Here is a 25636-nt window from a genome sequence, read left to right on the forward strand (position 1 = left end):
CGGAGCGAAGCGGAGCCTCGAAACCACTGATGTGCTGGTTTCGAGGCTCCGCTCGCAGAGCTCGCTGCGCACCTCAACCAGCGTGACCAGCGGCTTGAGCCCGATCGATGATCCAAGCGAGCTCCCAGGCCCGCTCCTTCCAGGACGCGTAGCGGCCGCTGACCCCACCGTGACCGGCGTGCATCTCGGTCTTGAGCAGGATCGGTGCATCGCCGGTCGCCGTCGCGCGGAGCTTGGCGACCCACTTGGCCGGCTCGACGTACATGACCCGGGTGTCGTGGAGGCTCGTGACGGCGAGGATCGCGGGGTAGGGGTGTGCCCCGACGTTCTCGTAGGGCGCGTAGGACTTCATGTAGGCGTAGACCTCGGGGTCTTCCAGCGGGTTGCCCCACTCGTCCCACTCGATGACCGTGAGCGGCAGGCTCGGGTCGAGGATCGTGGTGAGTGCGTCCACGAACGGCACGCTCGCAACGATGCCGGTGAAGGCGTCGGGCGCGAGGTTGGCCACGGCGCCCATCAGCAGGCCACCGGCACTGCCGCCCTCGGCGATCAGGCGATCGGCTGAAGTCCAGCCCTCATTGACGAGGTGACGGGCGCTCGCGACGAAGTCGGTGAACGTGTTGCGCTTGTGTAGCATCTTGCCGTCGTCGTACCAGTGCCGGCCGAGCTCGCCACCTCCGCGGACGTGGGCGATCGCGAAGACGAACCCGCGATCCAGCAGCGACAGGCGCATGACGGAGAACCCCGGATCCATGCTCGCCTCATAGGCGCCGTAGCCGTAGATCAGCGCCGGGGCGGTGCCGTCGCGGGGCGTGTCCTTGCGGCACACAACCGAGACCGGCACACGTACGCCGTCATCGGCGACAGCCCAGCTGCGGTGCTGCTCGTACTCGTCCGGGTCGTAGCCGCCCAGCACGGGGGCCTGCTTGCGCAGGATCAGCTCGCCGGTGTCGACGACGTAGTCGTAGATCGAGGCAGGCGTGATGAACGAGCCGACGCCGACGCGGATGAGCGGCTGGTCCCACTCGGCATTGGCGCCGACGCCGCTGGTGAACAGCTCCTCGCCGAAGTCGATCTCGGTGAGCTCCCCGAGCCCGTCGGGGCCCAGGGGGATGACGCCGATGCGTGACAGCGCGTCGCGGCGATAGGACACGACGAGCTGCTTGGCGAACACGTCGACGTCCTCGAGCCGCGTCGACTCGCTGCCGGGAATGATGACCGTGCGCACGCTCGGATCGTCCACCCGTACGGCGGCGAGCTCGAAGTTGAGTGCTCCGTCGTTGTGCAGCACCAGGAAGAAGTCCTCGCCGCGGATGACGGCGTGCTCGAGGGAGTACTCGACGCCGTCACGGCGGGGGAGCACGACACGGAACTCGCCCTCGGGATCGTCCGCCTCGAGGACTCGCACCTCGCTGGTGATCTTGGACGAGAGCCCGATGACCAGGAAGCGTTCGGACTGCGTGCGACCGACCCCGATGAAGTAGCGCTCGTCCGGCTCCTCGAGGACCAGGACGTCCTCGTCGGTCGAGCCCAGGCGGTGCCGCCAGACCCGGTGAGGGCGCCATGCGTCGTCGACCGTCGTGTAGAAGAGGTGGGTGCCGCCGGCCGACCAGGTCGCGCCGCCGCTCGTCGCAGGGATCTCGTCGGGGAGCACCTCGCCGGTGCGCAGGTCCTTGACGCGGATCGTGTAGCGCTCGTCGCCCTGGGTGTCGACCGACCAGGCCAGCAGGCTCTCGTCGTCGCTGACGCTGAATGCCCCGAGGGAGAAGAACTCGTGGCCCTCGGCCTCGACGTTGGAGTCGAGCAGGATCTCCTCGCCGGCGATCTCCGCGTCGGCCTCGAGCACCGGAGGGTTCCAGTCGTCGGCGTCGTCGATGGGGCAGCGGCACCGGATCGCGTACTGCTGGCCCTCGAGCGTCCGGGCGTAGTACCACCACTTGCCGCGGCGGACCGGGACCGAGAGATCGGTCTCGAGCGTGCGCGCCTTGATCTCGTCGAAGATCTGCTGGCGAAGCGGCTCGAGATGTGCGGTCGCCGCGTCGGTGTGGGCGTTCTCTGCCTCGAGGTAGGCCAGCGTCGCCGGGTCCTCCTTGTCGCGCATCCACTCGTAGTCGTCGACGAAATCGTCTCCGTGGTGGCTGCGGACGATGGGCCGGCGCTCGGCGACGGGAGGGGGCACGTTCATACCCCGAACGTACCGGTGTGGCCCGCGCCGAGCGCGGGGTCGTCGGCGCGGAACGTGTGGACCGGTCCGGGCGGTGTCCAACGGGTCTCGAAGCGGACCGTGACCCGGCCGAGGCCCGACCCCCAGACCCAGCCATCGCCGTGGTCGTCATGGTGCACGTCCATGCCGGGATACCACCGCGTGGGGCGCGCTGTGACCTCCTCTACGGGCTCCTCGTCGAGCTCGTCGTCCTCGTCGGAGGCGAACAGATCGTCCTGGACCCAGTCGGCGAGTCCGCTGACCCCGACACCCAGCAGCCGCAGGCCGTTGCTGATGTCCTCGCCGGCCAACAGCCCGCGCGCGGTCGTCGCCAGGATGCGTGCGTTGTCGGTGGGGTTGGGCAGGGTTGACGACCGGGTGTGCGTCTCGAAGTCGTGGTGGCGCATCTTGAGGGTCACGGTGCGCCCCGACAGCCCGTTCTTGCGGAGCCGGCCGGAGACCGACCGGGCCATGCGCTCGATGATCGCCTCGAGCTGGAGCCGGTCGGAGATGTCCTGCTCGAACGTGTCCTCGACGCTGACGGACTTGGTCTCCCGCGACGCCACGACCGCCCGGTCGTCGTCGGCCCGGGCCATGCGGTGCAGGGAGCGTCCGGAGGACTGGCCGAGCAGGCGTACGAGCTCGTCCTCGCTGGGGGAGCGGAGGTCTTCCACGGTGAGGATGCCGACCCGACGGAGGCGCTCGGCGGTGGCCGGGCCGACGCCGGGGATGACCGTCGCCTGCATCGGGCCCAGCACGTCCGCCTCCGTGCCTGGCTGCACGATGAAGACGCCGTCAGGCTTGTTGATCTCGCTGGCGATCTTGGCCATGAGCTTGGACGACGCAACGCCGACCGAGGCGGTCAGGCCGCCGGTGATCTCGGCAATGTCGCCGCGGATCCCGGCAACGACCTCCTCGACCCGGTCGGCGTCGAAGCCGGGACCGGCGGCGAGGTCGACGAACGCCTCGTCGAGCGACAGCGGCTCGATGACCTCGGACTCCGCACGAAGCCGCTCCATGACGAGTCGGCTGGCCTCGCGGTAGGCGTCGAACCGGCCGCCGAGGAACGCCGCATGCGGGCATCTCGCGCGCGCCTCGGCCGTACGCATGGCGGATCGCACGCCGTGCACTCGCGCCTCGTATGACGCCGTGGCCACCACGCCGCGCGGGCCTATGCCGCCGACGATGACCGGCCGGCCCCGCAACGATGGCTTGTCGCGCTGCTCGACCGAGGCGAAGAACGCGTCCAGGTCGAGGTGCATGATGGACGCCGTCGACCGCATGCGCACAGTGTCTCGCGAGGTCCGGACACATCGTCATGCACATGCCGATGGCATGGTTTCGCATGATCCACAGATGTCCGTCAGCGGGCTGAATCGCGGGCGCTCGGGCCGCGAGCGTTGAGGCATGACGCAGACGCCCTCGGTCTACACGGCCCATGACATCCCCGACCTCCTCAACACGCTGCCCACGCTCTTCGGCTTCCGGCCCGAGGAGTCACTGGTCGCGGTCTCAACCCGGGGGCCACGGCGCCGGTTCGGCTTCCGGCTCCGCGTCGACATCCCCGCGCCTGAGGACGTCGATGAGCTCGCCGCGATCGTCGTGGGCCACCTGGGTCGCCAGGGCGCGGAGGGTGCGATCTTCCTCGCGGTCACCCAGGAGCAGGACGTCGCGCGCGACCTGCTTGCCGCGATCGAGCGGCAGCTCCCGCCGATCGCCCTGATCGTCGCGGTCCGGGCCGACGGTGAGCGCTACTGGTCGGACGAGCCCGGGTTCCCCGCCGAGGGCATCCCGTACGAGACGTCCGACCACCACCTTGCAGTGGTCCAGGCGATCGCCGCCGGACAGCAGATCCTGCCGGACCGGCAAGCCCTCGTCGACCGCTTCGCGGCGGTGGCCCAGCCGCGCCGTGGCTGGATGGAGCGCGCCGCTGACGAGATCCTGCGCCAGGTCGTGCCCTTGGTCGCCCGCACGCCCGATCGCGACCTTGCCGCGGTCGGGATGCAGCAGGTTCAGCCGATCCTCGATCGCGGCCTGGCGGGGGAGCGGCTCAGTGACGAGGAGGTCACACGATTCTCGGTCTGGATGTCCAGCATCGAGGTGCGCGATGAGGTGTGGGGCCAGATCACCGCCGAGACGGCCGACGACATGCTGCGGCTGCTGACCCTCATCTCGAGCAGCGTCGTCCCGCCGTTCGAGCCGGCCGTCCTGAGCCTCACGGCGTTCGCCGCATGGTTGACCGGGGACGGCGCGCAGGCACTCATCGCGGTCGAGCGCGCCCTGGCCGCAGACCGGGAGTACTCCATGGCCGGTTTGATGCTCCAGATGCTGGAGGGCGGGGTCTCCCCGTCTCATTGGCTCGCACTCCAAGCCGCGGAGGCCCCGTCGCCCTAGGCTGTGTGCATGGGACAGGACGTCGATGCACGCGAGTTCAGCCGCGAGGACCGTACGCGCTATCGCGCCAAGGTGCGCCGGTGCCTCGATGTCTTCGCCCGGATGTTGAGCGAGTACGACCTGTCGTTCGAGCACACCCACGTCGGCATCGAGATCGAGTTCAACCTCGTCGACGACAAGGGAGACCCTGCGCTCAAGAACGCCGAGGCACTCGAGGCGATCGCGGACGAGGACTTCCAGACCGAGCTCGGGCTCTTCAACATCGAGATCAACGTGCCGCCGGCCCGCATCTCCGGCGTGGGACTCGACGAGCTCCAGGGCTCGCTGCGCGACGACCTCAACCACGCACAGGCCAAGGCGTCCGCAGTCGGCGCACATCTGTTGATGATCGGCATCCTTCCGACGTTGCAGGAGGGGCACTTCAGCCGCGACTCGATCTCGGCCAATCCCCGCTACCACCTGCTGTCCGAGCAGATCCTCAATGCTCGCGGCGAGGACATCGAGATCGTGATCGACGGCGTCGACCGGCTCGACACGACTGCCGACACGATCATTCCCGAGGCCGCCTGCACCAGCACCCAGCTCCATCTCCAGGTCGAGCCCGACGAGTTCGCGCCCATGTGGAACGCAGCCCAGGCCATTGCGGCCGTCCAGGTCGCCGTGGGCGCCAACTCGCCGTTCCTGTTGGGCCAGCAGCTCTGGCACGAGACCCGGATCGCGCTGTTCGAGCAGGCCACCGACACTCGCAGCGAGGAGCTCAAGGCTCAAGGGGTCCGTCCTCGGGTGTTCTTCGGCGAGCGATGGATCACGTCGGTCTTCGACCTGTTCGAGGAGAATGTCCGCTACTTCCCGGCGCTCCTGCCGATCGTCGATGACGAGGACCCGTTGGTCGAGCTCGAGGCCGGCCGGGTGCCCAACCTGCCCGAGCTCCGGCTCCACAACGGCACGATCTATCGCTGGAACCGGCCCATATACGACGTCGCGAACGGCAGGCCCCACCTCCGGATCGAGAATCGCCTGCTCCCGGCCGGTCCGACGGTCGTCGACACGATGGCCAACGCCGCGCTGTTCTACGGACTCGTCAAGGTCCTGGGCAGCAGCGACCGGCCGGTCTGGTCGCAGCTGTCGTTCCGTGCCGCAGAGGACAACTTCCACCAAGCCGCCCGCGCCGGCATCGACACCGAGATCTACTGGCCGGCGGCCGGCACCGTCCCGGCACGCGAGCTGGTGCTGCGCCAGCTGCTGCCGCTGGCCCACGCCGGCCTCGAGGAGATGGAGGTCGACGTCGCCGTACGCGACCGGCTGCTCGGGATCATCGAGCAGCGGTGCATCACCGGACGCAATGGCGCGACCTGGCTGATCGAGGAGTTCGCGCATCAGCTCGGTTCGTCGACGGACCGTCTGACCGCGATGCGGTCCACGACGCAGGCGTACGAGGCACACATGCACAGCGGTGATCCGGTTCACACGTGGCCGACACACTCCTGAGAGGACCCTGAGATGCCGGTGGTTGGTTCTGCATGGCACACTGGAGCCAGAGGTTGACCACAGGCCTCATTGTTGCGCCCATCTACCGCTTGTGAGGTTGACGTGCCGGTGAATCCCGCAGCAGGATCGCCGATCCGTGCCGTCAGGAAGATTCTCGGTGGGGCCAAGGAAGAGCATGTGGACAAGGCCCACAAGGCCCCGGCCAAGAAGACACCTAGCAAGACGACAACACCAGAACGCAAGACGGCGGCCAAGAAGTCCGCCACCGCCAACACCCCGGCCAAGAAGGCCACCACACCGTCCCGTTCCCCGGCCAAGACAGAAGCGACAGTGACCAAGACCGCATCAAGCACCACCGACAAGAAGACCGCCGCGAAGAAGGCCCCGGCCAAGAAGGCTGCCCCCAAGAAGGGCGCCGAGGCCGAGGAGTCGAAGATCCCCGTGGGCATCGACCTGGCCGACGCCCTCGAGGTGCCGCCCGTCGGTGACGGCACGGTGATGGTCGACGCGCAGGGCAAGAAGATCCTGCCGGACATCCCTGACGAGGAGTTCGAGAAGGACCTCGCGACGGACCCGACCCTCAAGGAGGACGAGCAGTCGTCCTTCACGATCTCTGCCGCCGACGAGAGCGACGAGCCTGTCCAGCAGGTCATGGTCGCCGGCGCCACCGCCGACCCGGTCAAGGACTACCTCAAGCAGATCGGCAAGGTCTCCCTGCTGACGGCCGGCCAGGAGGTCGAGCTCGCCAAGCGCATCGAGGCCGGGCTCTTCGCCGAGGAGAAGCTCGCCAAGGGCGGGCGCATCTCGGCCAAGGTGCTCGAGGAGCTCGAGTGGATCACGATCGACGGCCGCCGGGCCAAGAACCACCTGCTCGAGGCCAACCTGCGCCTCGTCGTGTCGCTGGCCAAGCGCTACACGGGTCGCGGCATGCTGTTCCTCGACCTGATCCAGGAGGGCAACCTCGGCCTGATCCGCGCGGTCGAGAAGTTCGACTACACCAAGGGCTTCAAGTTCTCGACCTACGCGACGTGGTGGATCCGCCAGGCGATCACCCGCGCGATGGCCGACCAGGCCCGCACGATCCGCATCCCAGTCCACATGGTCGAGGTCATCAACAAGCTCGCCCGTGTGCAGCGCCAGATGCTCCAGGACCTCGGTCGCGAGCCCACCCCCGAGGAGCTCGCGATCGAGCTCGACATGACGCCCGAGAAGGTCGTCGAGGTCCAGAAGTACGGCCGCGAGCCGATCAGCCTCCACACGCCGCTCGGCGAGGACGGCGACTCGGAGTTCGGCGACCTGATCGAGGACTCCGAGGCGATCGTCCCGGCCGACGCGGTGTCGTTCACGCTCCTCCAGGAGCAGCTGCACGCCGTGCTCGACACGCTCTCGGAGCGTGAGTCCGGCGTCGTCTCGATGCGCTTCGGCCTGACTGACGGGCAGCCCAAGACGCTCGACGAGATCGGCAAGGTCTACGGCGTCACGCGCGAGCGCATCCGCCAGATCGAGTCCAAGACCATGAGCAAGCTGCGGCACCCGTCGCGCTCGCAGGTCCTGCGCGACTACCTCGACTGAGAAGCCGCTGCCGAAGGGCGCCAACGCGATCACGCGATGGCGCCCTTCGGCGTTCTCAGGCGCGGTAGCCTGTGGATGTGCCGAGTGACTCGGCCGCGCCGACACGGCAGTCTGCCGTCCCCCGGGATTGATTGCGCTAGACTGTCACGACCATCGAGCCACCTCGGAGAGTAGACCTGTGCAAAAAGTCGGCAGATCGAAGCGCGTGCTGCGCACGCTCGGGGTGGGTGCCTTGCTCGGCAGCCTGCTGCTCGGATACGCGTCCGGTGCCTCCAGCGCCGAAGAGGGCACGGCCGACGGCTCGGCGACGTCCACCACCCCGGCGGCGCCGGCGGACACCACCGACGGTGCGGCGACCGACAGCTCAGTCGCTGCGTCGACCCTCTCGGCGTTCCCGAGTCCCTACGGCAGCACCAAGCCGGTGACGCTCGAGTCCAACTTCTCCCGGCCCTACCGGTCGATCTCCAGCTCGGCCAACAGCGACTTCTCGCTGCTCAACGACCTCGAGCGACTGATCCGGGGCTCCTACCGCACGCCCAGCGGCGCCCTGCGTCCAGACCGCGGCTCCCAGGCCGTCTACATGTCGATCTCCCGCATGGAGAACTCGCACAGGGTCGGCCGCGAGCTCATTCGCGCTGCGCAGAACGGCGTCGAGGTCTACGTGATCCACGGCAAGGCGTCGCAGTCCAAGGAGTCGCGCGCGCTGCAGAGCAAGCTCAACAACCTGAAGCATGGCCACTTCAAGATCTGCTCCAAGGGCAAGAGCCTCGCCTGCCTGTCGAGCCTCAGCGGCGCGATCATGCACACCAAGATCCTGCTCGTCTCGAGCACCTACACGCGCGCCAACAAGCCGGCCAACGCTGCGATCTGGTCCGGATCGGCCAACCTCGGCGGACCCAGCGGTGAGCGCACCTACAACAACGGCCTGACGGTCTACAACGACCGCAAGCTGTGGTTCGAGACCCGCCAGATGTGGCGCGACATGTGGGCCGAGCGCAACGTCAACAGCAACTACACGGCGTACATCAAGGCCAACAACCAGCGCTACGGCATCACCCAGGCCGAAGCCGACCAGTTCGGCTACACGAAGGCGGATCCCGTCTACGGGATGTTCTACTCCAACCTCTCCAACGTGACGATCTACCCGACACCGATCCGTGCGACGCCGACGAACGGCAAGGACCCGGTGTTGATGCTGCTCAAGCGGGTCATCCCGGACGACCAGTGCCGCATCAGGTTGCAGGAGAACCGCTTCAAGTACCGCCGCATCGCGGTGGCTCAGAAGCTCGTCGAGCTCGCCGAGGGTGGGTGCAAGATCTCGGGCGTCTACTTCGAGGACGACCTCAAGGTCAACCGCACGACCCACTGCCAGCTCTACATTCGCGTCTGCCGACCGATCCTCGACGTGTTCAAGACGTCGAGCCGGACGATCGAAGCCGCGTGGGCCAAGCCGCACGACAAGACGATCCTGGTCGAGGCCAAGCTGCGCCGGAACTTCTACAACCCCGAGGAGACGCTGCCTGACGGCAGTCCGTGGCCGTCCGACGGCGCCCGGGCGACGGTCGTCCAGGCCGGCTCCGCAGCCCTCACGGGGTCCAACCTCGTAGGCAGTGACGAGATCACGACCGAGACGACGGATCCGGAGATCTACGACACGTACCTTGAGCACTGGAAGGCGATCCTGCAGTCCAACGAGTACCGCAGCTACCCCTACTGAGCACAACGCGAAGGGCCGGCCAGATGATCTGGCCGGCCCTTCGCGTGCGTCTGGGTGACGAAGTGGTTATGCGTCTTCGTCGGCGAACGTCGACGGCGTCGCCGCGAGTCGTTCGCTCTCGTCGTGGATGAGCGCTGACATCTCGCGGAGCTTGTCCTCGTGCTGCCGTGCGTGGTGAGCGCAGAACATCAGCTCACCACCACCGCCGAGCGTCACGCGTACGTAGGCCTGAGCGCCGCAGCGGTCGCAGCGGTCGAGGGAGCTCAGCATGGGGGCTGTCAGTGTTGTCACGGTGACCTTCTCTCTGAGCAATCGGCGGTTCTGATCAGATCAACATCCAATCACGGGGCGCTATTCCTCGTGGTCGTTCGTGACCTACGACATACATACTCCCCGAGCGGGACAAATCGACGCAGGCGCGCTGTGGGGCGCGTGGATGAGCAGCGTGTCAGGAGAAGGAAGGTCGTCCGTGGTCGTTAGTCTTGGAGGAGGCCGACCAGCTCGAAAGGTTCCCGATCATCGACAGCACCTATGACGCCCGCAATCTCCTCGTGCTCGAGGGGTTGGAGGCCGTCCGCAAGCGCCCCGGCATGTACGTCGGCTCGACCGACACCCGCGGTCTCATGCACTGCCTGTGGGAGATCATCGACAACTCCGTCGACGAGGCGCTGACGGGCCACGGCACGCACATCCGGGTCGCCCTGAACGACGACGGATCCGTCGAGGTCCAGGACGACGGTCGTGGTGTTCCGGTCGACATCGAGAAGAAGACCGGCCTGACCGGTGTCGAGGTGGTCTACACCAAGCTGCACGCGGGCGGGAAGTTCGGCGGCGGCTCCTATGTCGCGACCGGAGGCCTGCACGGCGTCGGCGCCTCGGTCGTCAATGCGTTGTCGTCCCGGCTCGACGTCGAGGTCGACAAGGGCGGCGCGACCTGGGCGATGTCGTTCCGCCGTGGCGTCCCCGGCGTGTTCGCCGGGGAAGGCCCCGACGCCGACTTCACGCCGACCAACGAGCTGCGCAAGATCGGCAAGGTCGCCAAGGCCAAGACCGGCACACGGGTGCGCTACTGGGCCGACCCGCAGATCTTCATCAAGGGCGCCAAGTTCGCCTATGAGGAGCTCGTCGCCCGCGCCCGACAGACGTCGTTCCTCGTGCCCGGCCTCGAGATCGTCATCACTGACCGACGTGGCGACGAGCCGCACGAGGAGAAGTTCCGCCACGACGGCGGCATCGCCGAGTTCTGCGAGTTCCTGGCGACGGACGAGCCAGTCACCGAGGTGCTGCGCCTGCAGGGTGAGGACGTCTTCACCGAGACGGTCCCGCTGCTGGACGACAAGGGCCACATGACCCCTCAGGACATCGAGCGCACCCTGGGCGTCGACATCGCCGTGCGCTGGGGCACCGACTACAACACCCACGTCCAGTCGTTCGTCAACATCATCGCGACGCCCAAGGGCGGCACGCACCTCAACGGCTTCGAACGCGGTCTCACCAAGACCTTCAACGAGGTGCTCAAGACCACGCGCCTGCTCAAGGCCGGCGACGCCGACGTCATCAAGGACGACGTGCTCGAGGGCATGACGGCGGTCGTGACCGTACGCCTGGCCGAGCCGCAGTTCGAAGGGCAGACCAAGGAGGTGCTGGGCACCCCGGCGGTCACCAAGATCGTCAACCAGGTCGTGTCCCGCGAGCTCAAGGCGTTCCTGACGTCCACCAAGGCCGTCAACAAGGCCAAGGCGCGCCGGGTCATGGAGAAGGTCGTCGACGCGTCCAAGACGCGTCTCGCGGCCCGCCAGCATCGCGACACCCAGCGCCGCAAGAACGCACTCGAGTCCAGCGCCCTGCCGGCCAAGCTCGCAGACTGCCGCAGCAACGACGTCGAGCGCTCCGAGCTGTTCATCGTCGAGGGCGACTCGGCGCTCGGCACCGCCAAGTCGGCACGCGACTCGGAGTTCCAGGCACTGCTGCCGATCCGCGGCAAGATCCTCAATGTCCAGAAGGCCAGCATCGGCGACATGCTCAAGAACGTCGAGTGCTCGTCGATCATCCAGGTCGTGGGGGCGGGCTCAGGGCGTACGTTCGATGTCGACGCGGCGCGCTACGGCCGCATCATCTTCATGGCCGACGCCGACTCCGACGGCGCACACATCCGGTGCCTGCTGGCGACCCTGTTCTTCCGCTACATGCGCGAGCTGGTCGACGCCGGCCGGGTCTACACGGCGGTGCCGCCGTTGCATCGCATCGAGCTGTCCAACCCCAAGAAGGGGCAGGACAAGTACGTCTACACCTATTCGGACGCCGAGCTGCAGCGCAAGCTCGCCGAGCTCCAGCGCAAGAACATCAAGTGGAAAGACCCGGTGCAGCGCTACAAGGGCCTCGGCGAGATGGACGCTTCGCAGCTTGCCGAGACCACGATGGACCCGCGCCACCGCACGCTGCGCCGGCTCACGGTCGACGACGGCGAGGAGGCCTCGTCGGTCTTCGAGCTGCTGATGGGCAACGAGGTGCCGCCGCGCAAGGAGTTCATCGTGCAGGGCGCCTACGAGATCGACGCGGACCGGATCGACGCCTGATCACTCCGGTGAGTTGTCGGAGTCGCCGCCGACCACGTACGGCGTGCTGACGCCCTCGTACATCAGGTGCGCGACCAGGCCGTCAGCGGCGTGGTTCAGGTTGTGGCAGTGATCCATCCAGACGCCGGGGTTGTCGGCTACGAACGCGATGTCGAAGCTCTCATCGCGATTGACGTTGAGTGAGTCGGTCCACCACGGGCTCCCGGTTGACGGCTTGCCGTCACGGCTCAGCACCAGGGCGTGGTGGCCATGCAGGTGAATCGGGTGGACCTCGCCCGAATGGTTCTCGATGTGCATCACGACGACGTCACCCTCGGCGACCATGAACATCGGGACGTCGGGGAACAGGTGGCCGTTGATCGACCACCACATGCCCGGCATCCCGTCGACGAAGCCAGGCTTGCGGCCGACGGAGTAGGTGAACTCGCGGTCCGGGTCCGACGCGTCGAGCCCGGTCTCGGTCGGTGCGCCGTACGTCAGCAGGTCGACCTGGCTCGTGGGCGGCGGCGGTCGTGGGGGAGGCGTGGCGCCCTTCGGGGCGATCAGCAGCGCCGTCGCGCCGCCGATCTGGACGCGCGCCGGTGACGTCACGACGAGATCGATGCGGCCGCCGGCCGTCACGGTCACATCCTTGCCGGAGACAGCCGTCGGCTGGTTGACCTCGGTTCCGTCGATCGCCGCGATCCGGTAGTCGGAGTCGGACCACACCCGCATCGGCCCGTTGTCGGTGTTGATGGCTCGCACGCGTACGGTCTCGCCCTCAGCCGCAGCGACGGGCACGTCGCCACGGACGGCGTTGAGCGTACGCACGCCGCGGTACGTGTGTGCGACGGCCGTGACGTCGTGATCCTGGTCGATCCCGGCAGCAGGCAGCACGATGAGCGGGCCGAAGAGGCCTCTGACGACCTGCACGTGCGAGACCTGGTGCGAGTGGTACCAGTAGCTGCCGACGCGGTCGACGACGAAGCGGTAGGTGTGGCTCTTGCCCGGGCCGATCGCGTCCTGCGTCACGCCGGCGACACCGTCCTGGGAGTTCGGGACGTCGACGCCGTGCCAGTGCATCGCGATGCCGTCGGGCACGTTGTCGTTGATGACGTGCACCTCGACGAGCTGGCCGACCCTTGCGGTGATGGTCGGGCCGGGGGAGCGGCCGTTGAGCGTGTAGCCGTCGACGGAGTAGCCCGACGACAGGTCGATCCTGCCGCGCTGGGCGGTCAGCTCGACCACGACGTCCGGCACTCGCTCGGGGTCTTCCACGAGATCCGCGACGCTCGTCGTGTGAGCACCGTGATGACCGCTGTGGTGCTCGGGCGCACCACCGGTGTCGACGTACCCCATGTCCATGACGGAGTACGTTGACGGGACCAGGCTGGCGTGCCAGAACCAGGCGAGCGGCGCCACGACGACGAGTGTCGCGAGGGACGCGACCAGCAGCGCGCGACGCCTCACGCTCTAGGGTGCGTTCGTCGGTGTGTCCACCAAGTCGGGTCTGGCCACTCTGGCACTTCGGGCGGCCATCAAGGCGGAGCTGAACAGGATGAACGCGTTGAGTCCGTGCACGAGTCCGAGGTAGGGCGACTCTTCGGCAAGCGTGCCGGCAAGGACCTGGACGACGATCGACACGAAGATGATGGCGGCCCACTTGACGCCTCCGTTGACCGCGGCGAAGAACGACACGATCAGCAGGATGAGGCCCAGCAGCGGGATCAGGAACGTGCCGTTCATGACGTGGATGAAGTGGCCGATCGAACCCGTCCAGGTCGGAGGGTCGTCCTCCCACGACTCGATGACGGACTTGTCGAGCGTGCCTCCGTCATCGATCCACTTGAACAGGCCGGCGACACCGAACACGATGGCCATGGCCTGGATGACGACCTCGATCGCGATGATGTCGGCCAGGATTCGGTACGTCTTGCGCATCTCGACTCCTTCGTGGGGTCCCTCCACCCCCCATGATGAACCCGCGAGACGCTTTTGTCCTGTCTTCGCAGGGATCAGGCGACGGGGTTGAGCAGTCCGGTGTCGACGTCGTAGACGAAGCCGCCGACGAGGATGTCGTCGCTGATCAGTGGATGGCTCCGCACGCGCATCACGTCGGCTCGCACGGTGTTCTCCTGGTCGACGATCGCACCGAGGCTCATCCACGACGCGTCGGTGCCGGCTGCGGAACCGACGCGGGCCTTGAGCTCATCCTCGGTCGACGACGCCATGGCGCACCGGGTGTGCTCGACGATGAGGATCCGGCGCACCTGGAGGAGGGTGACGCCGAGCACGAGGGCGACGAGAGCGGCGTCGGTGACGCGCCCGCCGGGGTTGCGGAGGATCTTGGCGTCGCCGGGCGAGAGGCCGATCATGCGCAGGGGGTCGATCCGGGAGTCCATGCAGGTCACCATGGCGATGCCGGCGTGGGCGATTCCGTCGAACCCGGAGAGTCCGAAGTCCTCGGCATACTCGCGATTGGCAGTGAGCAAGTCGTCGAAGTCAGGCATGCGTCACAGATTATCGGGTGGCTGTTTCGTCCTCGTCACGCAACACCAGCAATGCCAGGACGGCCGCTGTGAGGGCGCACACGGCGGCGCCGATGAAGACGGCGTGGAGCTGGGTGATGCYGGCATCGCGGACCGCATCCTTGTACGCCTGGCAGAGCGTCGCCTTGCCCTTGCACAGCTCGGCGGCGGGCGGGATCTTCTCCGACGCGTGGTAGAACGCCCGCAGCCCGATCGTCGTGAGCGCCGAGATGCCCAGCAACATGCCGACCATGCGCGCGACGATCAGCAGCGCCGATGCGACGCCGTGCACCGCATCGGCGGTGTGGGCGAGCAGCACGGCGTTGACCGGAGCGATCGCCAGCCCGAAGCCCAGGCCGCCGAGGACCAGGGACAGCGTCTCGACCTGGTGATCGAGCGAGTGGGCGTCCCACGTCGACATGTGCCAGAACGCGACCGCACTCATCAGCATCGCGACAGAGGTCAGGATCGACGTGGGGACCTTGCGCAGGAGCCATCCGCCGAGCACGGCGCCGATCGGCAGGGCGACCAGGAAGCGGACGAGGACCAGCGCCGCGTCGAGCTGCGAGTCACGGTGGACCGTGAGGCGGGCGAAGAACGGGATGTCGACGAGCGCGGCTATGAGTGCTGCGCCGACGAAGAACGAGACGACGAGGGCGCCCCATGCGGGCGTGGCTCCGAGGGCGCCGCGTGGGACGAGGGGCCGTGGAGCGCGCCGCTGGCGCATCGCGAAGCCCGCAAATGCGGCGACGGCGACCGGGATCAGCCACGGAGCCTGGTCCGAGATCGCGGCGCTCTCAGGCTCGGCTGACGCGAACGTGACGATGACCGCGCCGAGGCCGGTCGTGAGCAGCAGCGCGCCGGAGATGTCGGTCTCACGAGCGAGGGCGGGCCACTGTCGCCAGCCCACGAGGGGGTTGTGCGCGGTGGCCTGCCGCAGGAGGAACAGGGCCAACAGGCCGTACGTCGTGAGGGCCAGCGGGGTGAGCCAGCGCGAATCGCCGGTGACCGGCAGGAAGGCGAGGCCGCTCGTGACTCCTTGGGTCAGCCGATCGGGCTCGAGCATCACGATCGCGACGCCGGTCAGCGTGAGCACCGCCAAGGCGGCGCCGATGATGTCGGGTAGCTGTCTGCCCGTTGAGCTCGTCGAAACGTGGTCATGTCCTTTCGGCAAGCTCAAGGACCGGGAGTGCAGCATCGCCGCCGCCAGCACCAGGCCGATGGCGCAGTTGAGCCAGAAGATCAGCCGCCAGTCACCGAAGGCCAGCACGACGGCGCCGTAGAGCGGCCCGAGGACGCTGCCGAGCTCCTGGACGGCCCCGACGATGCCCAGCGGCAGGCCGCGGCGCTGCGGGGGCCACAGATCCGCGACGAGTGCGAGCGTGGGCGGGATCAGACCACCGCCGCCGATGCCCTGGATCAGGCGGCCCAGCACGATGCTCTCCAGGTTGTACGCCGCGGCGGTGATCAACGAGCCGACCGCGAACACCACGAGCGACCCGAGCAGGACGGGGACGCGTCCGCGTAGGTCGGAGATGCGACCGATGAGCGGCAGCACGCCCACGTAGCCCAGCAGGAAGCCGGACACGATCGGAGCGGCGCGCTGCAGCTCGTCGAGGTCGAGCCCGACCGACGTCATCATGTCGGGCAGTGCGAGCACGACGACGTACGTGTCAGCGGCCGCGAAGGAGATCGCGACGGCCGCCAGCCCCAGGAGGATCTTCGAGGCGGGGCTGATCGCCTCTCGTGAGGTCATTGACCGAACGTGGACGGCGGCTCGATGGTCACGGCGGTGTCAGAGGTCGTGAGCTTGACGGTGTAGGTGACGTCGCCGCCGTTGGGGTAGAACGGCCCCTTGAGGGTGGCATCGCGGAGGATGTTGTCGTCGTCGAGCCGATAGGTGACGTCGAACGTCTCGTCCTCGGCCGCCGACGGGATGATGTCCTTGACCAGGCTGCCGGGCAGTGTGCCCTTGATCGTCGTCAGCACGTCGCTGCCGTCGCGGGACTTGCCGCCTTCGGTGACATTCTTGGTCTTGACGAGGATCTGCGTGATGCCGGTGTCGGGGTCCAGGAGCGACGCGGGATCGGGCGCCTTGAGCGAAGCGGGGTCGATCGTGAGGAACACCGGGGCGAAGCTCGTCTTGGCGTAGACCTTGCCGTCGACCGCGATGACGTCGGCGTCGATGCTCGAGCCCCCCGTGACGACCTTGACCTTGCCGTCGAATGCGGGGGAGTGGTTGCCCTTGCCCTTGGCCGACAACAGCCCCGTGACACCCGATGGCAGCTTGTCGGTGGCCAGGGAGATCGTGATCGTCTCGGCGTCGTCGAGTGACTTCTTGGCGTCGGACAGACGGGCCTGGAGCTTGCCGGGGTCGTCGCCCTTGTCTCCGTCGGATGAACCGGTGCAACCACCGAGGACCAGGGTCGACGCAGCGAGCGTGAGGATCAGGTGTCTGGTGCGCACGGCTCAGTCTTGCACGCCGTGCAGCTCAGACTGCGAGGAAACCCGCGGGACCCGACACGGCCAGGATCGGCTGTGCAGCGGGTACGCCGGAGCCGTCGCGACGATCCGTGGGCTCGGGCAGGTCGACCGGCGATCCACTCGTGGCACACGCCATCGGCTGGCCGTCGCCGACCCAGGCCAGCAGCAGCCCGTCCTCGCCCTTGAGCAGGCGCTGGCACCGGACACCGCCAGTGGCCCGGCCCTTGGCGGGGTAGATCGCGATCGGGCTGACCTTGACGGCACCGTTCTGCGTGCCGGGCAGGGCGTCGCCGGAGCCCGCGATCGTCACGACATGTGCCGAGTCGATGTCGCGGACGGCGCCGAACGACACGGCCCTCGCGCCGGGCGCCAGCTTGATGCCCGCCACGCCGCCGCCGGCGCGACCCTGCGGACGTACGAGCGAGGCCGAGAAGTGCAGCAGCTGGGCGTCCGACGTGACGAACACGAGCTCTTCGTCACCGGTCGCCAGCTCTACTGCTCCGACGACGACATCGCCGTCGTCGAGCGAGATGATGTCCCACGAGTCGCGGGAGAGCTGCTCGGGCTTGACCCGCTTGACGACACCCGCACGCGTGCCGAGCGCGAGCCCGGCGCCGGAGTCGCCCAGCCGGGTCAGCGCCAGGACGGTGCCCTCCAGACCGGGGATCTCCCGCAGCGGCATGCCGCCCTGGAGGTTGGGCGATTGCGCCGTCGGCGGCAGGGCGGGCAGCTCGAGCACCGAGATGCGCTGGATGCGGCCGTCGGACATGACGACGCCGATCTCACCGCGAGCCGTCGTGCGTACGGCCGAGACGATCGTGTCGTGCTTGACCCGGCGGTCGACCTCGCCGAGTGGCGAGTCGTCCGATGTACGGGCGAGGAGCCCCGTCGCCGAGAGCAGCGCCCAGCACGGGTCGTCGGCGACCTCGAGCGGCGAGGCGGCGGTGGCGGTCTGGCCCGAGGACTCCAGCAGCACGGTGCGTCGTGGGGTGCCGAACGTGTGGGCCATCTCGTTGAGCTCGTCGCCGACGACCTTGCGGAGCACCTGCTCGTCGGCGAGGATCGCGTCGAGCTCGTCGATGATCTTGCGGAGCTCAGCGATCTCACGCTCGACCTCGATGCGGTCGTACTTGGTGAGCCGTCCGAGGGTCAGGTCGAGGATGTAGGTCGCCTGGATGTCGGACAGGTCGAACACCGTCATGAGGCGCTCCTTGGCCTCGCTGCGGTTCTCGCTCGCCCGGACCAGCTGGATGACCTCGTCGATGTCGACCAGTGCCAGCATGAGGCCGTCGAGCAGGTGCAACCGGTCTGCAGCCTTGCCACGGCGGAACTGCGTGCGACGGCGCACGACGTCGATGCGGTGACCCAGGTAGACCTCGAGCATCTCCTTGAGCCCCAGCGTGCGGGGCTGGCCGTCGACGAGCGCGACGGCGTTGATGCCGAACGAGCTCTCCATCGGTGTGCTCTTGTAGAGCTGCTCGAGGATCGTCTCCGGGATGAACCCGTTCTTGATCTCGATGACCAGGTTGAGGCCCTTGTGGCGGTCGGTGAGGTTCTTGATGTCGGAGATGCCCTGGAGCTTCTTGGCCTGGACGAGCTTCTTGATCGCCTCGATGACCTTCTCGGGGCCGACGTTGTAGGGGAGCTCGGTGATGACGATGCCCTTGCGTCGCGGTGTGACGCTCTCGATGCGGGCGGAGGCGCGCATGCGGAACGAGCCGTTGCCCGTGGCGTACGCATCGCGGATGCCCTCGAGCCCGACGATCTTGCCGCCGGTGGGCAGGTCGGGGCCCGGGATGAACCTCATGATGTCGTCGAGGTCGGCCGACGGGTGGTTGATCAGGTGTCGCAGTGCCTGCACGACCTCGATCAGGTTGTGCGGCGCGATGTTGGTGGCCATGCCCACGGCGATGCCGCTGGCGCCGTTGACGAGCAGGTTGGGCAGCGCGGCCGGCAGCACGACGGGCTCGGTCTCGCGGCCGTCGTAGTTGGGCTTGAAGTCGACGGTGTCCTCGTTGATCGACCCGGTCATCGCCTCGGCGGCGGCGTCCATCCGGACCTCGGTGTAACGCATGGCGGCAGGCGGATCGTCCTGCGAGCCGAAGTTGCCGTGGCCGTCGAGCAGCGGCAGCCGCAGCGACCAGGGCTGCACCAGGCGGACGAGCGCGTCATAGATCGCGCTGTCGCCGTGGGGGTGCAGCCGACCCATGACCTCGCCGACGGGTCGCGCGCTCTTGGCGTGCCCGCGGTCGCTCCGCAGGCCCATGTCGTCCATCGTGTAGAGGATGCGCCGCTGGACGGGCTTGAGCCCGTCGCGGGCATCGGGCAGCGCCCGGGCGTAGATCACCGAGTAGGCGTACTCGAGGAAGCTCGATCGCATCTCGTCGCTCACATCGGTGTCGACGATGTGCTCCTCGAAGTCCTCCTCGGGAGCTTGCTTGCTGCTGCGGGCCATACGTTCTCCTGTGTTGCTGCTCAGTTGTCCATTTTCGCCGGTCTGACCTGCGGACTTCCCTGCGCCACGCCGTGGGCCACCCGATAGGTTGGGGTCGTGACCAGCGAGGTGCATCCCGTCGAGCATTGGGAAGCCGATGTCCTGCTCAAGGACGGCCGGGTGGCGCAGCTGAGGCCGATCCTGGAAGAGGATGCCGAACGCCTCGTGGAGTTCTATTCACGAGTCTCCGAGCAGTCCAAGTACTTCCGCTTCTTCGCGCCCTATCCGACGCTTTCGGACAAGGATGTCACGCGCTTCACCACGGTCGACAACGACCGCCGCGTCGCGTTCGTCGTCACGCTGCACTCCACGATCATCGGGGTCGGCCGCTACGACGCGATCAGCGACGACGAGGCCGAGGTCGCGTTCCTGGTCGAGGACGCCCACCAGGGCCGGGGCGTCGGACAGCTGCTGCTCGAGCACCTGGCGCAGGCCGGTCGTGAGCGCGGCATCCGTACGTTCGTCGCCGACGTCCTGCCGTCCAACTCCCGGATGCAGCAGATCTTCCGCGAGATGGGCTATCAGGTCGACGGCATGGTCGACGGCGGCGTCACACGCCTGACGTTCCGGATCGAGCCGACCGATCTCGCGGTCGGCGTGATGCGGGCTCGTGAGCAGCGCGCCGAGGCGGCGTCGATCGAGCGCATCTTCCGCGCCCGCAGCATCGCCGTGATCGGCGCGAGCCGCCGCCAGGACTCGATCGGCCAGGCCATGGTCCGCAACCTCGTGCTCGGCGACTTCAGCGGCAGCGTCTACGCGGTCAACTCCCAGGCCGAGGCGGTGTCGGGCCTCCCGGCCTACAAGACCGTCCAGGACATTCCCGGCGAGGTCGACGTCGCGATCGTCGCGGTGCCGGCCGACTCGGTCAACGACGTCGTGCTCGACTGCGCCGCCAAGGGCGTGCACGGTCTCGTCGTGATCTCCGCAGGGTTCGCCGAGGAGGGCCCGGAGGGCCGCCAGCGGCAGCGCACCCTGCTCGGGCTCAGCCGGTCCTACGGTCTGCGGCTCATCGGTCCCAACTGCCTCGGCTTCATCAACACCGCCCCCGACCTGCAGCTCAACGCGTCGTTGTCGCCGTCGATGCCGCCGCAGGGCCGTGTCGGCTTCTTCTGCCAGTCCGGCGCGCTCGGCACCGCGATCCTCGAGTCGGTGTCCCGCCGAGGCCTCGGCCTGTCGACGTTCGTGTCGGCCGGCAACCGTGCCGACGTGTCGGGCAACGACCTGCTCCAGTACTGGCAGGAGGACGACTCGACCGAGGTCATCCTGCTCTACCTGGAGTCGATCGGTAACCCGCGCAAGTTCTCGCGCATCGCCCGCCGCGTCTCGCGGACCAAGCCCATCGTCGCGGTCAAGTCCGGGCGCTCGACGCAAGGCGTGCCGGTCGGACATACCGTCAAGCGCACGTCGGCACCGCAGTCGGCGGTCGACGCGATGTTCCGCCAGGCGGGCGTCATCCAGGTCGACACGCTGGACGAGATGTTCGACGTCGCCCAGCTGCTGGCCCACCAGCCGCTGCCCCGGGGCAACCGCGTCTCGATCGTCGGCAACTCCGACGCGGTGGCGCTGATCGTCGCCGACGCTGCCTCGGCGGCCGGGCTGCAGGTCACCGAGCCCGTCTCCCTCGGCGCGGACGCCAACGCTGACGACTTCGAGGAGGCGATCGAGCACGCGATCGCGAGTCCCGACACGGACGCGCTGGTCGCGGTCTACGTCCCGCCGCTCAACACCAGCGGCGAGGAGGTCGCCAACGTGCTCGCGGCCGTCGGCGAACAGTCCGACAAGCCGATCGTCTCGACGTTCCTCGGCAGCGAGGGCGTGCCCGTGCTGCTCCGGGTCCCCGACCTGCTCGGCGGCTCCGCCGGTCGCGGGTCCGTGCCGTCCTATGCGGCACCGGAGTCGGCGGTCAGGGCGCTGGCGCGGGTCGTCAACTACGCCGAGTGGGCTGCCAAGGACCATGGCGACTTCCACATCGCCCTCGACCACCGCACGGGTGACGCGCGGGCGCTCGTGCGCCAGGTGCTCGCGGCTGCCCCTCGCGGCGCGATCTTGTCGACCGACCAGGTCCACGCCCTGCTGGCCTGCTACGGCATTGACCTGTGGACCTGGATCAACGTGCACTCGCGCGAAGAGGCGATCGACGCGGGCAAGAAGCTCGGCTGGGACGTCGTCCTCAAGGCCGGCAGCGAGCACCTCCGTACGCGTCCGGACCTCGCGCACGTCTGGCGCAACATCCGCAGCTCCGAGGAGATGGGCGAGGCGTGGGACGAGCTCACGACCTGGAAGGGCATGCGCAAGGACACCAAGTTCTTCGTGCAGCGGGCCGCGGCCGACGGCATCCCGGTCTCCTTCAGCGTGACGGAGGATCCGTTGTTCGGCCCGCTGGTCTCCTTCGGGCTCGCCGGAGCGCCGAGCGAGCTGCTCGGTGACCGCTCATACGGCATCCCGCCGCTGACCGATCTCGACGCCGAGGGCATGATCCGCGACCTGCGATCCGCGCCGCTGCTCTACGGCTATCGCGGCTCGGACGCGGTCGACGTCGACGTCCTGCAGGACGTCATCGTCCGGCTCGCAGCCATGAAGGACGACCTGCCCGAGATCGCCGAGCTCGACCTCGAGCCGGTGCTGGTGCACGGCAAGGGCTACACCGCGCTGAGCGCCCGCGCCAAGGTCGTGCCGTCGGCCGATCGGCGCGGCGAGTGGTACGTCCGGCGCCTGAGTCAGCCTGCCTCGACGGGAGATACGCTGGCGTGATGACCACCGACGACACGAAGTCCCTGTTCGACGAGGTCTCCACGAGCGGCTACTACCCCGAGATCGTCGCGGACGGTCTGCGCGACGCGCTGGCCGGAGAGCCCGTGGCCGCCTACGTCCTGCACCACGAGCCGACGTTCGACCATGACGAGATCCGCCGCCACATGACGGTGCTGGCCCTGACGCCCAGCCGCCTCGTGCTGGTGCACACCGACGAGCACCCCGGCGACGACCTGCTGCCCAAGCCCTACACGTCGACGACGTCGGAGGCGGTTGCCCTGGCTCAGGTCCGCTCCGTCGTGGTGACCCGCATGGTGACCTCCAAGTCCAAGCAGCTCGAGGAAGCGGTGCTGACGGTCGGCTGGGGTGCGGTGTCACGGGTCGAGCTCGAGCCGGCACGCTGCTCCGACCCCGAGTGCGAAGCCGATCACGGCTACACCGGCAGCCTCGCGGGCGACGACTTCTCGCTGCGCCTCGCTGCGGCCGCCGACGGCGGTTCAGCCGTGGAGCGCCTGCTCTCCTTCGCTCGTACGCTGTCGGCCGCGACCGCCGGCCGCACCACATGAACCTGCCGGGACTCGGCGGTCGCGCGACCATCGACCAGGTCATGCCGTCGGTGGCCGCGGCGCTCGGTGCTCCGGGGTTCGCCAACACGCTGGCGCTTCCCGACGCCGCCCGCTACGTGGTCTTCCTTGTCGACGGGTTGGGCCTGGACCTGCTGCGCGAGCACGCCGACGCCGCCCCGTTCCTCAGCTCGCTCAAGAACATCGACGACGTCGTCTGCGGCGTGCCGTCGACGACAGCCACGAGCCTCACGTCGCTCGGCACGGGTTTGCAGGCCGGCATGCACGGCATGGTCGGCTACACCTCGCGCGTGCCCGGCAGCGGCCAGCGCCTCAACTCGCTCAAGTGGGACCAGCCGGTTGACCCACTGATCTGGCAACCGCACCGGACCGTGCTCGAGCAGATGCAGGACGCCGGCATCACCGCCTCCTCGGTCAACGACGCCAAGTTCGTCGATTCCGGGCTCACTTTGTGCAGCCAGCGCGGAGTGCCGTTCCACGGCATCAACTCGATCTGGGAGCGCCTCGACGTCGTTGTCGAGGTCATCGAGTCGGACCCGCGGGCCATGACGTACGCCTATGAGTCGCGGCTCGACCACACCGGACACGCCAAGGGGTGCACCTCCGAGGAGTGGCGCACGATGCTGTCGACGATCGACGCCGAGCTGGCCGACCTGCGCGAGGAGCTGCCGCGCGACACGGTGCTGCTCGTGACGGCTGACCACGGCATGATCGACCTGCCCATGACCAACCGGTTCGACATCGACTCGTCTGCGACGTTGCTCGAAGATGTCACGTTGCTCGCCGGCGAGGCCCGGTTCCGGCATGTCTACGCACGGTCCGGTGCAGCCGCTGATGTCGCCGCACGCTGGCAGGCCGAGCTGGGTGACCGGGCCCTCGTACGTACGCAGGACGGCATCGAGGACTGGTTCGGCCCGATCGCCGCCGACGTACGCGGCCGCATCGGTGACGTCCTGGTCGCAGCGCTCGGCGACTTCGCGATGTTCTCGTCGCGCGACTTCGGCATCGAGTTCAAGATGACGGGCTTCCACGGCTCGATCAGCGAGGCCGAGCTGCGCATCCCGGTCCTCGTCGCCTCATGACCGGACTGGCAGGATGGTGGCCGTGGCGGAGCTGAACTTCTACTCGGGGACGATGGACTGCGGCAAGAGCACGCTGGCGCTGCAGATGGATCACAACCATCGGGCCCGCGGACGCGTTGGCCGGGTCTTCACCTCCCACGACCGGGCCGGCACCGCGACCCTCTCCAGCCGCCTCGGCCTTGCGGTTGCGGCGATCGAGGTCGACGACGAGTTCCACTTCTGGCAGTACACCGTCGACGAGCTGACCCAGGGCGGTCGGATCGACTACTTCGTGTGCGACGAGGCGCAGTTCTACACCTCCGACCAGATCGACCAGCTGGCCAAGATCACCGACGAGCTGTCGATCGACGTCTTCGCGTTCGGCATCCTGACGGACTTCCGTACGCAGCTGTTCCCGGGCTCGGCGCGACTCACCGAGCTCGCCGACCACGTGCACACGCTGCAGGTCGAGGCGCTGTGCTGGTGCGGCGAGCGCGCGACTCACAACGCCCGCACGGAGGACGGGATCATGGTCACCGAGGGCGATGTCATCGTCGTCGGCGACGTCGACCATGACCTCACACCTGACGAGGAGCTCGAGCCGGTCGTGGGCTACGAGGTGCTGTGCCGGCGCCACCATCGCCGCCGGATGACCGCAGCGACGGCGAAGGCGTCAGCCCTGTCGCCCGACGTGCTGCCGTTTGGGTGAGGTCGAGCGAGCTCTGCGAGCGAGCGCCGAACCCAGGTTTGGGGGTCCCCCCACTAGCTCTGCGAGTAGGGGGCGTCGAAGCACGCCGAAGGCGTCAGCTGTCGAAACCCGGTGAGATGACTCCCCAGGGTGGGAAGTCAGTCGTTCTTGTCGCCGAACATGATCTCGTCCCAGCTGGGGACTCGGCGGCGCTCGTGACGCTTCTTGCGGGGACCCATCGTGTCGGGCACCGCGACGTCGTGCTCGAGCGAGTCCTCGAAGTCGTCGACCTCGTGCTCGACCATCGCCGACGTGTCGGCATCCTCGGCCTCTTCGGCATCGCCGATCGCGAGCTGCTCGAGGGCCCGGCGATCGCGAGCCTCCTTGAGCGATGCAACGCCGACCTGCGGACCTTCCTCGACCTCGACCTCGGGCACGACCACATCGACCTCGTCGACCGCCTCGATGGCGGGCGTCGACGGACGGGACGGCGCACGCACGGCATCCGCGATCGCCATGTCGGCCGAGTCGGGCAGCGCGACGTCGCCGACCAGATCGTGGGCGAACTCGTCGGCGGGCACGACGTAGCGGCTCTTGACGTCGAACAGGAAGCTTGCCGGATGGGCCGCACCGTCGGGCGTGACCTGGACGTTCCAGCGGCCGTCCTCGCGCCGCCAGGAGTCCCACGCGGCAGCCTCGGGAACGCCGCCGCTCGCGGCGATGTTCTCCGAGACGAGGGTGCCGAGCAGCACGCCGGAACCGCCGACGTGCTTGCGGCGGATCGAGGTCTTGCGGGCCTGCTCGCACATGTATTCGCGCTCGGCGAGCACAGGTCCGGCGAAACCGAGGATCTGCTCGACCGGCACACCGGCCGAGTCTGCGACCGCCTGCGGGGTTTCGCCGCGGCGGATGCGGGTCTGGATGTCGCGCGGGCTGAGAGAGCTTTCCATGCGGATCTCCAACTGGCCGGAGGTGTTCCCAGAGTGGGACGGCTTGCCGATCAGGGAAGCGAGGCGGTGATCAGCGGGGATGCGGAACTTCTCACCGGTGGACGAGTCACGCGCAATGAGGAACCGTCTGTCCTCGCTCAGTCCGTGTAGACCGAGATCACGCATGT

The 25636-nt window shown here is 68.1% G+C and carries 19 protein-coding genes; 9 read left to right on the forward strand and 10 right to left on the reverse strand.

From position 1 onward, the window contains the following. Window positions 1-73 precede the first annotated feature (73 nt). On the reverse strand, window positions 74-2185 hold the full coding sequence (locus AC1DVU_RS19590; protein WP_476924130.1) for a S9 family peptidase: 2112 nt from the start codon (window positions 2183-2185) through the stop codon (window positions 74-76). Next, window positions 2182-3486, reverse strand: a complete 1305-nt coding sequence (locus tag AC1DVU_RS19595; RefSeq protein WP_476924131.1) for a DNA polymerase IV — start codon at window positions 3484-3486, stop codon at window positions 2182-2184. Before AC1DVU_RS19595 ends, AC1DVU_RS19590 begins: the two co-directional genes overlap by 4 nt. A gap of 124 nt (window positions 3487-3610) precedes the next feature. Between AC1DVU_RS19595 and AC1DVU_RS19600 the strand changes: the two genes are divergently transcribed. The 4 genes from AC1DVU_RS19600 to AC1DVU_RS19615 all read left to right on the forward strand — a co-directional run bounded on the left by AC1DVU_RS19600 (window position 3611) and on the right by AC1DVU_RS19615 (window position 9374). Continuing rightward, window positions 3611-4597, forward strand: coding sequence for a DUF4192 domain-containing protein (locus AC1DVU_RS19600; RefSeq protein ID WP_476924132.1), 987 nt, complete (start codon window positions 3611-3613; stop codon window positions 4595-4597). 9 nt (window positions 4598-4606) lie between these two features. Continuing rightward, window positions 4607-6085, forward strand: coding sequence for a glutamate-cysteine ligase family protein (locus AC1DVU_RS19605; protein WP_476924133.1), 1479 nt, complete (start codon window positions 4607-4609; stop codon window positions 6083-6085). Window positions 6086-6193: 108 nt separating this feature from the next. Continuing rightward, window positions 6194-7657 carry an RNA polymerase sigma factor gene (locus AC1DVU_RS19610; protein WP_476924134.1) on the forward strand — a complete coding sequence of 488 codons (1464 nt, stop codon included), beginning with the start codon at window positions 6194-6196 and terminating at the stop codon, window positions 7655-7657. 178 nt (window positions 7658-7835) lie between these two features. Beyond that, the gene (locus tag AC1DVU_RS19615; RefSeq protein WP_476924135.1) at window positions 7836-9374 is read left to right on the forward strand and encodes a phospholipase D-like domain-containing protein; all 1539 of its coding nucleotides are present in this window, start codon (window positions 7836-7838) and stop codon (window positions 9372-9374) included. A gap of 66 nt (window positions 9375-9440) precedes the next feature. On the opposite strand, the gene AC1DVU_RS19620 is transcribed toward AC1DVU_RS19615, so the two are convergent. Then, entirely contained in the window at window positions 9441-9644 is a 204-nt protein-coding gene (locus AC1DVU_RS19620; protein WP_056213457.1) for a DUF7455 domain-containing protein, read from the reverse strand. Between the two features lie 212 nt (window positions 9645-9856). On the opposite strand from AC1DVU_RS19620, the gene AC1DVU_RS19625 reads away from it, so the two are divergent. Then, a complete protein-coding gene (locus AC1DVU_RS19625) occupies window positions 9857-11950 on the forward strand; it encodes a DNA gyrase/topoisomerase IV subunit B (protein ID WP_476924136.1) in 2094 nt (697 codons plus the stop codon). Here AC1DVU_RS19625 and AC1DVU_RS19630 read toward each other — a convergent pair whose 3' ends face one another. The 6 genes from AC1DVU_RS19630 to AC1DVU_RS19655 all read right to left on the reverse strand — a co-directional run bounded on the left by AC1DVU_RS19630 (window position 11951) and on the right by AC1DVU_RS19655 (window position 19396). Beyond that, the gene (locus AC1DVU_RS19630; protein WP_476924137.1) at window positions 11951-13399 is read right to left on the reverse strand and encodes a multicopper oxidase family protein; all 1449 of its coding nucleotides are present in this window, start codon (window positions 13397-13399) and stop codon (window positions 11951-11953) included. Between the two features lie 3 nt (window positions 13400-13402). Next, window positions 13403-13870 carry a hypothetical protein gene (locus tag AC1DVU_RS19635; protein WP_476924138.1) on the reverse strand — a complete coding sequence of 156 codons (468 nt, stop codon included), beginning with the start codon at window positions 13868-13870 and terminating at the stop codon, window positions 13403-13405. Window positions 13871-13944: 74 nt separating this feature from the next. After that, complete coding sequence (locus tag AC1DVU_RS19640) at window positions 13945-14439, reverse strand: beta-class carbonic anhydrase (RefSeq protein ID WP_476924139.1); 495 nt, start codon at window positions 14437-14439, stop codon at window positions 13945-13947. Window positions 14440-14449: 10 nt separating this feature from the next. Next, window positions 14450-16213, reverse strand: coding sequence for an MFS transporter (locus AC1DVU_RS19645; RefSeq protein ID WP_476924140.1), 1764 nt, complete (start codon window positions 16211-16213; stop codon window positions 14450-14452). Beyond that, window positions 16210-16923 (reverse strand): LppX_LprAFG lipoprotein, encoded by a 714-nt coding sequence (locus tag AC1DVU_RS19650; RefSeq protein ID WP_476924141.1) that lies wholly within the window; start codon window positions 16921-16923, stop codon window positions 16210-16212. The genes AC1DVU_RS19645 and AC1DVU_RS19650 overlap by 4 nt, the downstream gene beginning before the upstream one ends. Before the next feature lie 25 nt (window positions 16924-16948). Next, window positions 16949-19396: a DNA gyrase/topoisomerase IV subunit A gene (locus AC1DVU_RS19655; RefSeq protein WP_476924142.1), complete on the reverse strand. Its 2448-nt coding sequence runs from the start codon at window positions 19394-19396 to the stop codon at window positions 16949-16951. Between the two features lie 96 nt (window positions 19397-19492). Between AC1DVU_RS19655 and AC1DVU_RS19660 the strand changes: the two genes are divergently transcribed. The 4 genes from AC1DVU_RS19660 to AC1DVU_RS19675 are packed head-to-tail and all read left to right on the forward strand — an operon-like array spanning window position 19493 to window position 24540. Then, window positions 19493-22186, forward strand: a complete 2694-nt coding sequence (locus tag AC1DVU_RS19660) for a bifunctional acetate--CoA ligase family protein/GNAT family N-acetyltransferase (RefSeq protein ID WP_476924143.1) — start codon at window positions 19493-19495, stop codon at window positions 22184-22186. Further along, complete coding sequence (locus AC1DVU_RS19665; RefSeq protein ID WP_476924144.1) at window positions 22186-22752, forward strand: DUF5998 family protein; 567 nt, start codon at window positions 22186-22188, stop codon at window positions 22750-22752. The genes AC1DVU_RS19660 and AC1DVU_RS19665 overlap by 1 nt, the downstream gene beginning before the upstream one ends. Continuing rightward, on the forward strand, window positions 22749-23852 hold the full coding sequence (locus tag AC1DVU_RS19670) for an alkaline phosphatase family protein (RefSeq protein ID WP_476924145.1): 1104 nt from the start codon (window positions 22749-22751) through the stop codon (window positions 23850-23852). Before AC1DVU_RS19665 ends, AC1DVU_RS19670 begins: the two co-directional genes overlap by 4 nt. Before the next feature lie 16 nt (window positions 23853-23868). Next, a complete protein-coding gene (locus tag AC1DVU_RS19675) occupies window positions 23869-24540 on the forward strand; it encodes a thymidine kinase (RefSeq protein ID WP_476924317.1) in 672 nt (223 codons plus the stop codon). 137 nt (window positions 24541-24677) lie between these two features. On the opposite strand, the gene sepH is transcribed toward AC1DVU_RS19675, so the two are convergent. Then, on the reverse strand, window positions 24678-25634 hold the full coding sequence (sepH, locus tag AC1DVU_RS19680; RefSeq protein ID WP_476924146.1) for a septation protein SepH: 957 nt from the start codon (window positions 25632-25634) through the stop codon (window positions 24678-24680). Between the last annotated feature and the right edge of the window lie 2 nt (window positions 25635-25636).

The sequence above is a fragment of the Aeromicrobium sp. P2_G6 genome (assembly GCF_056403535.1).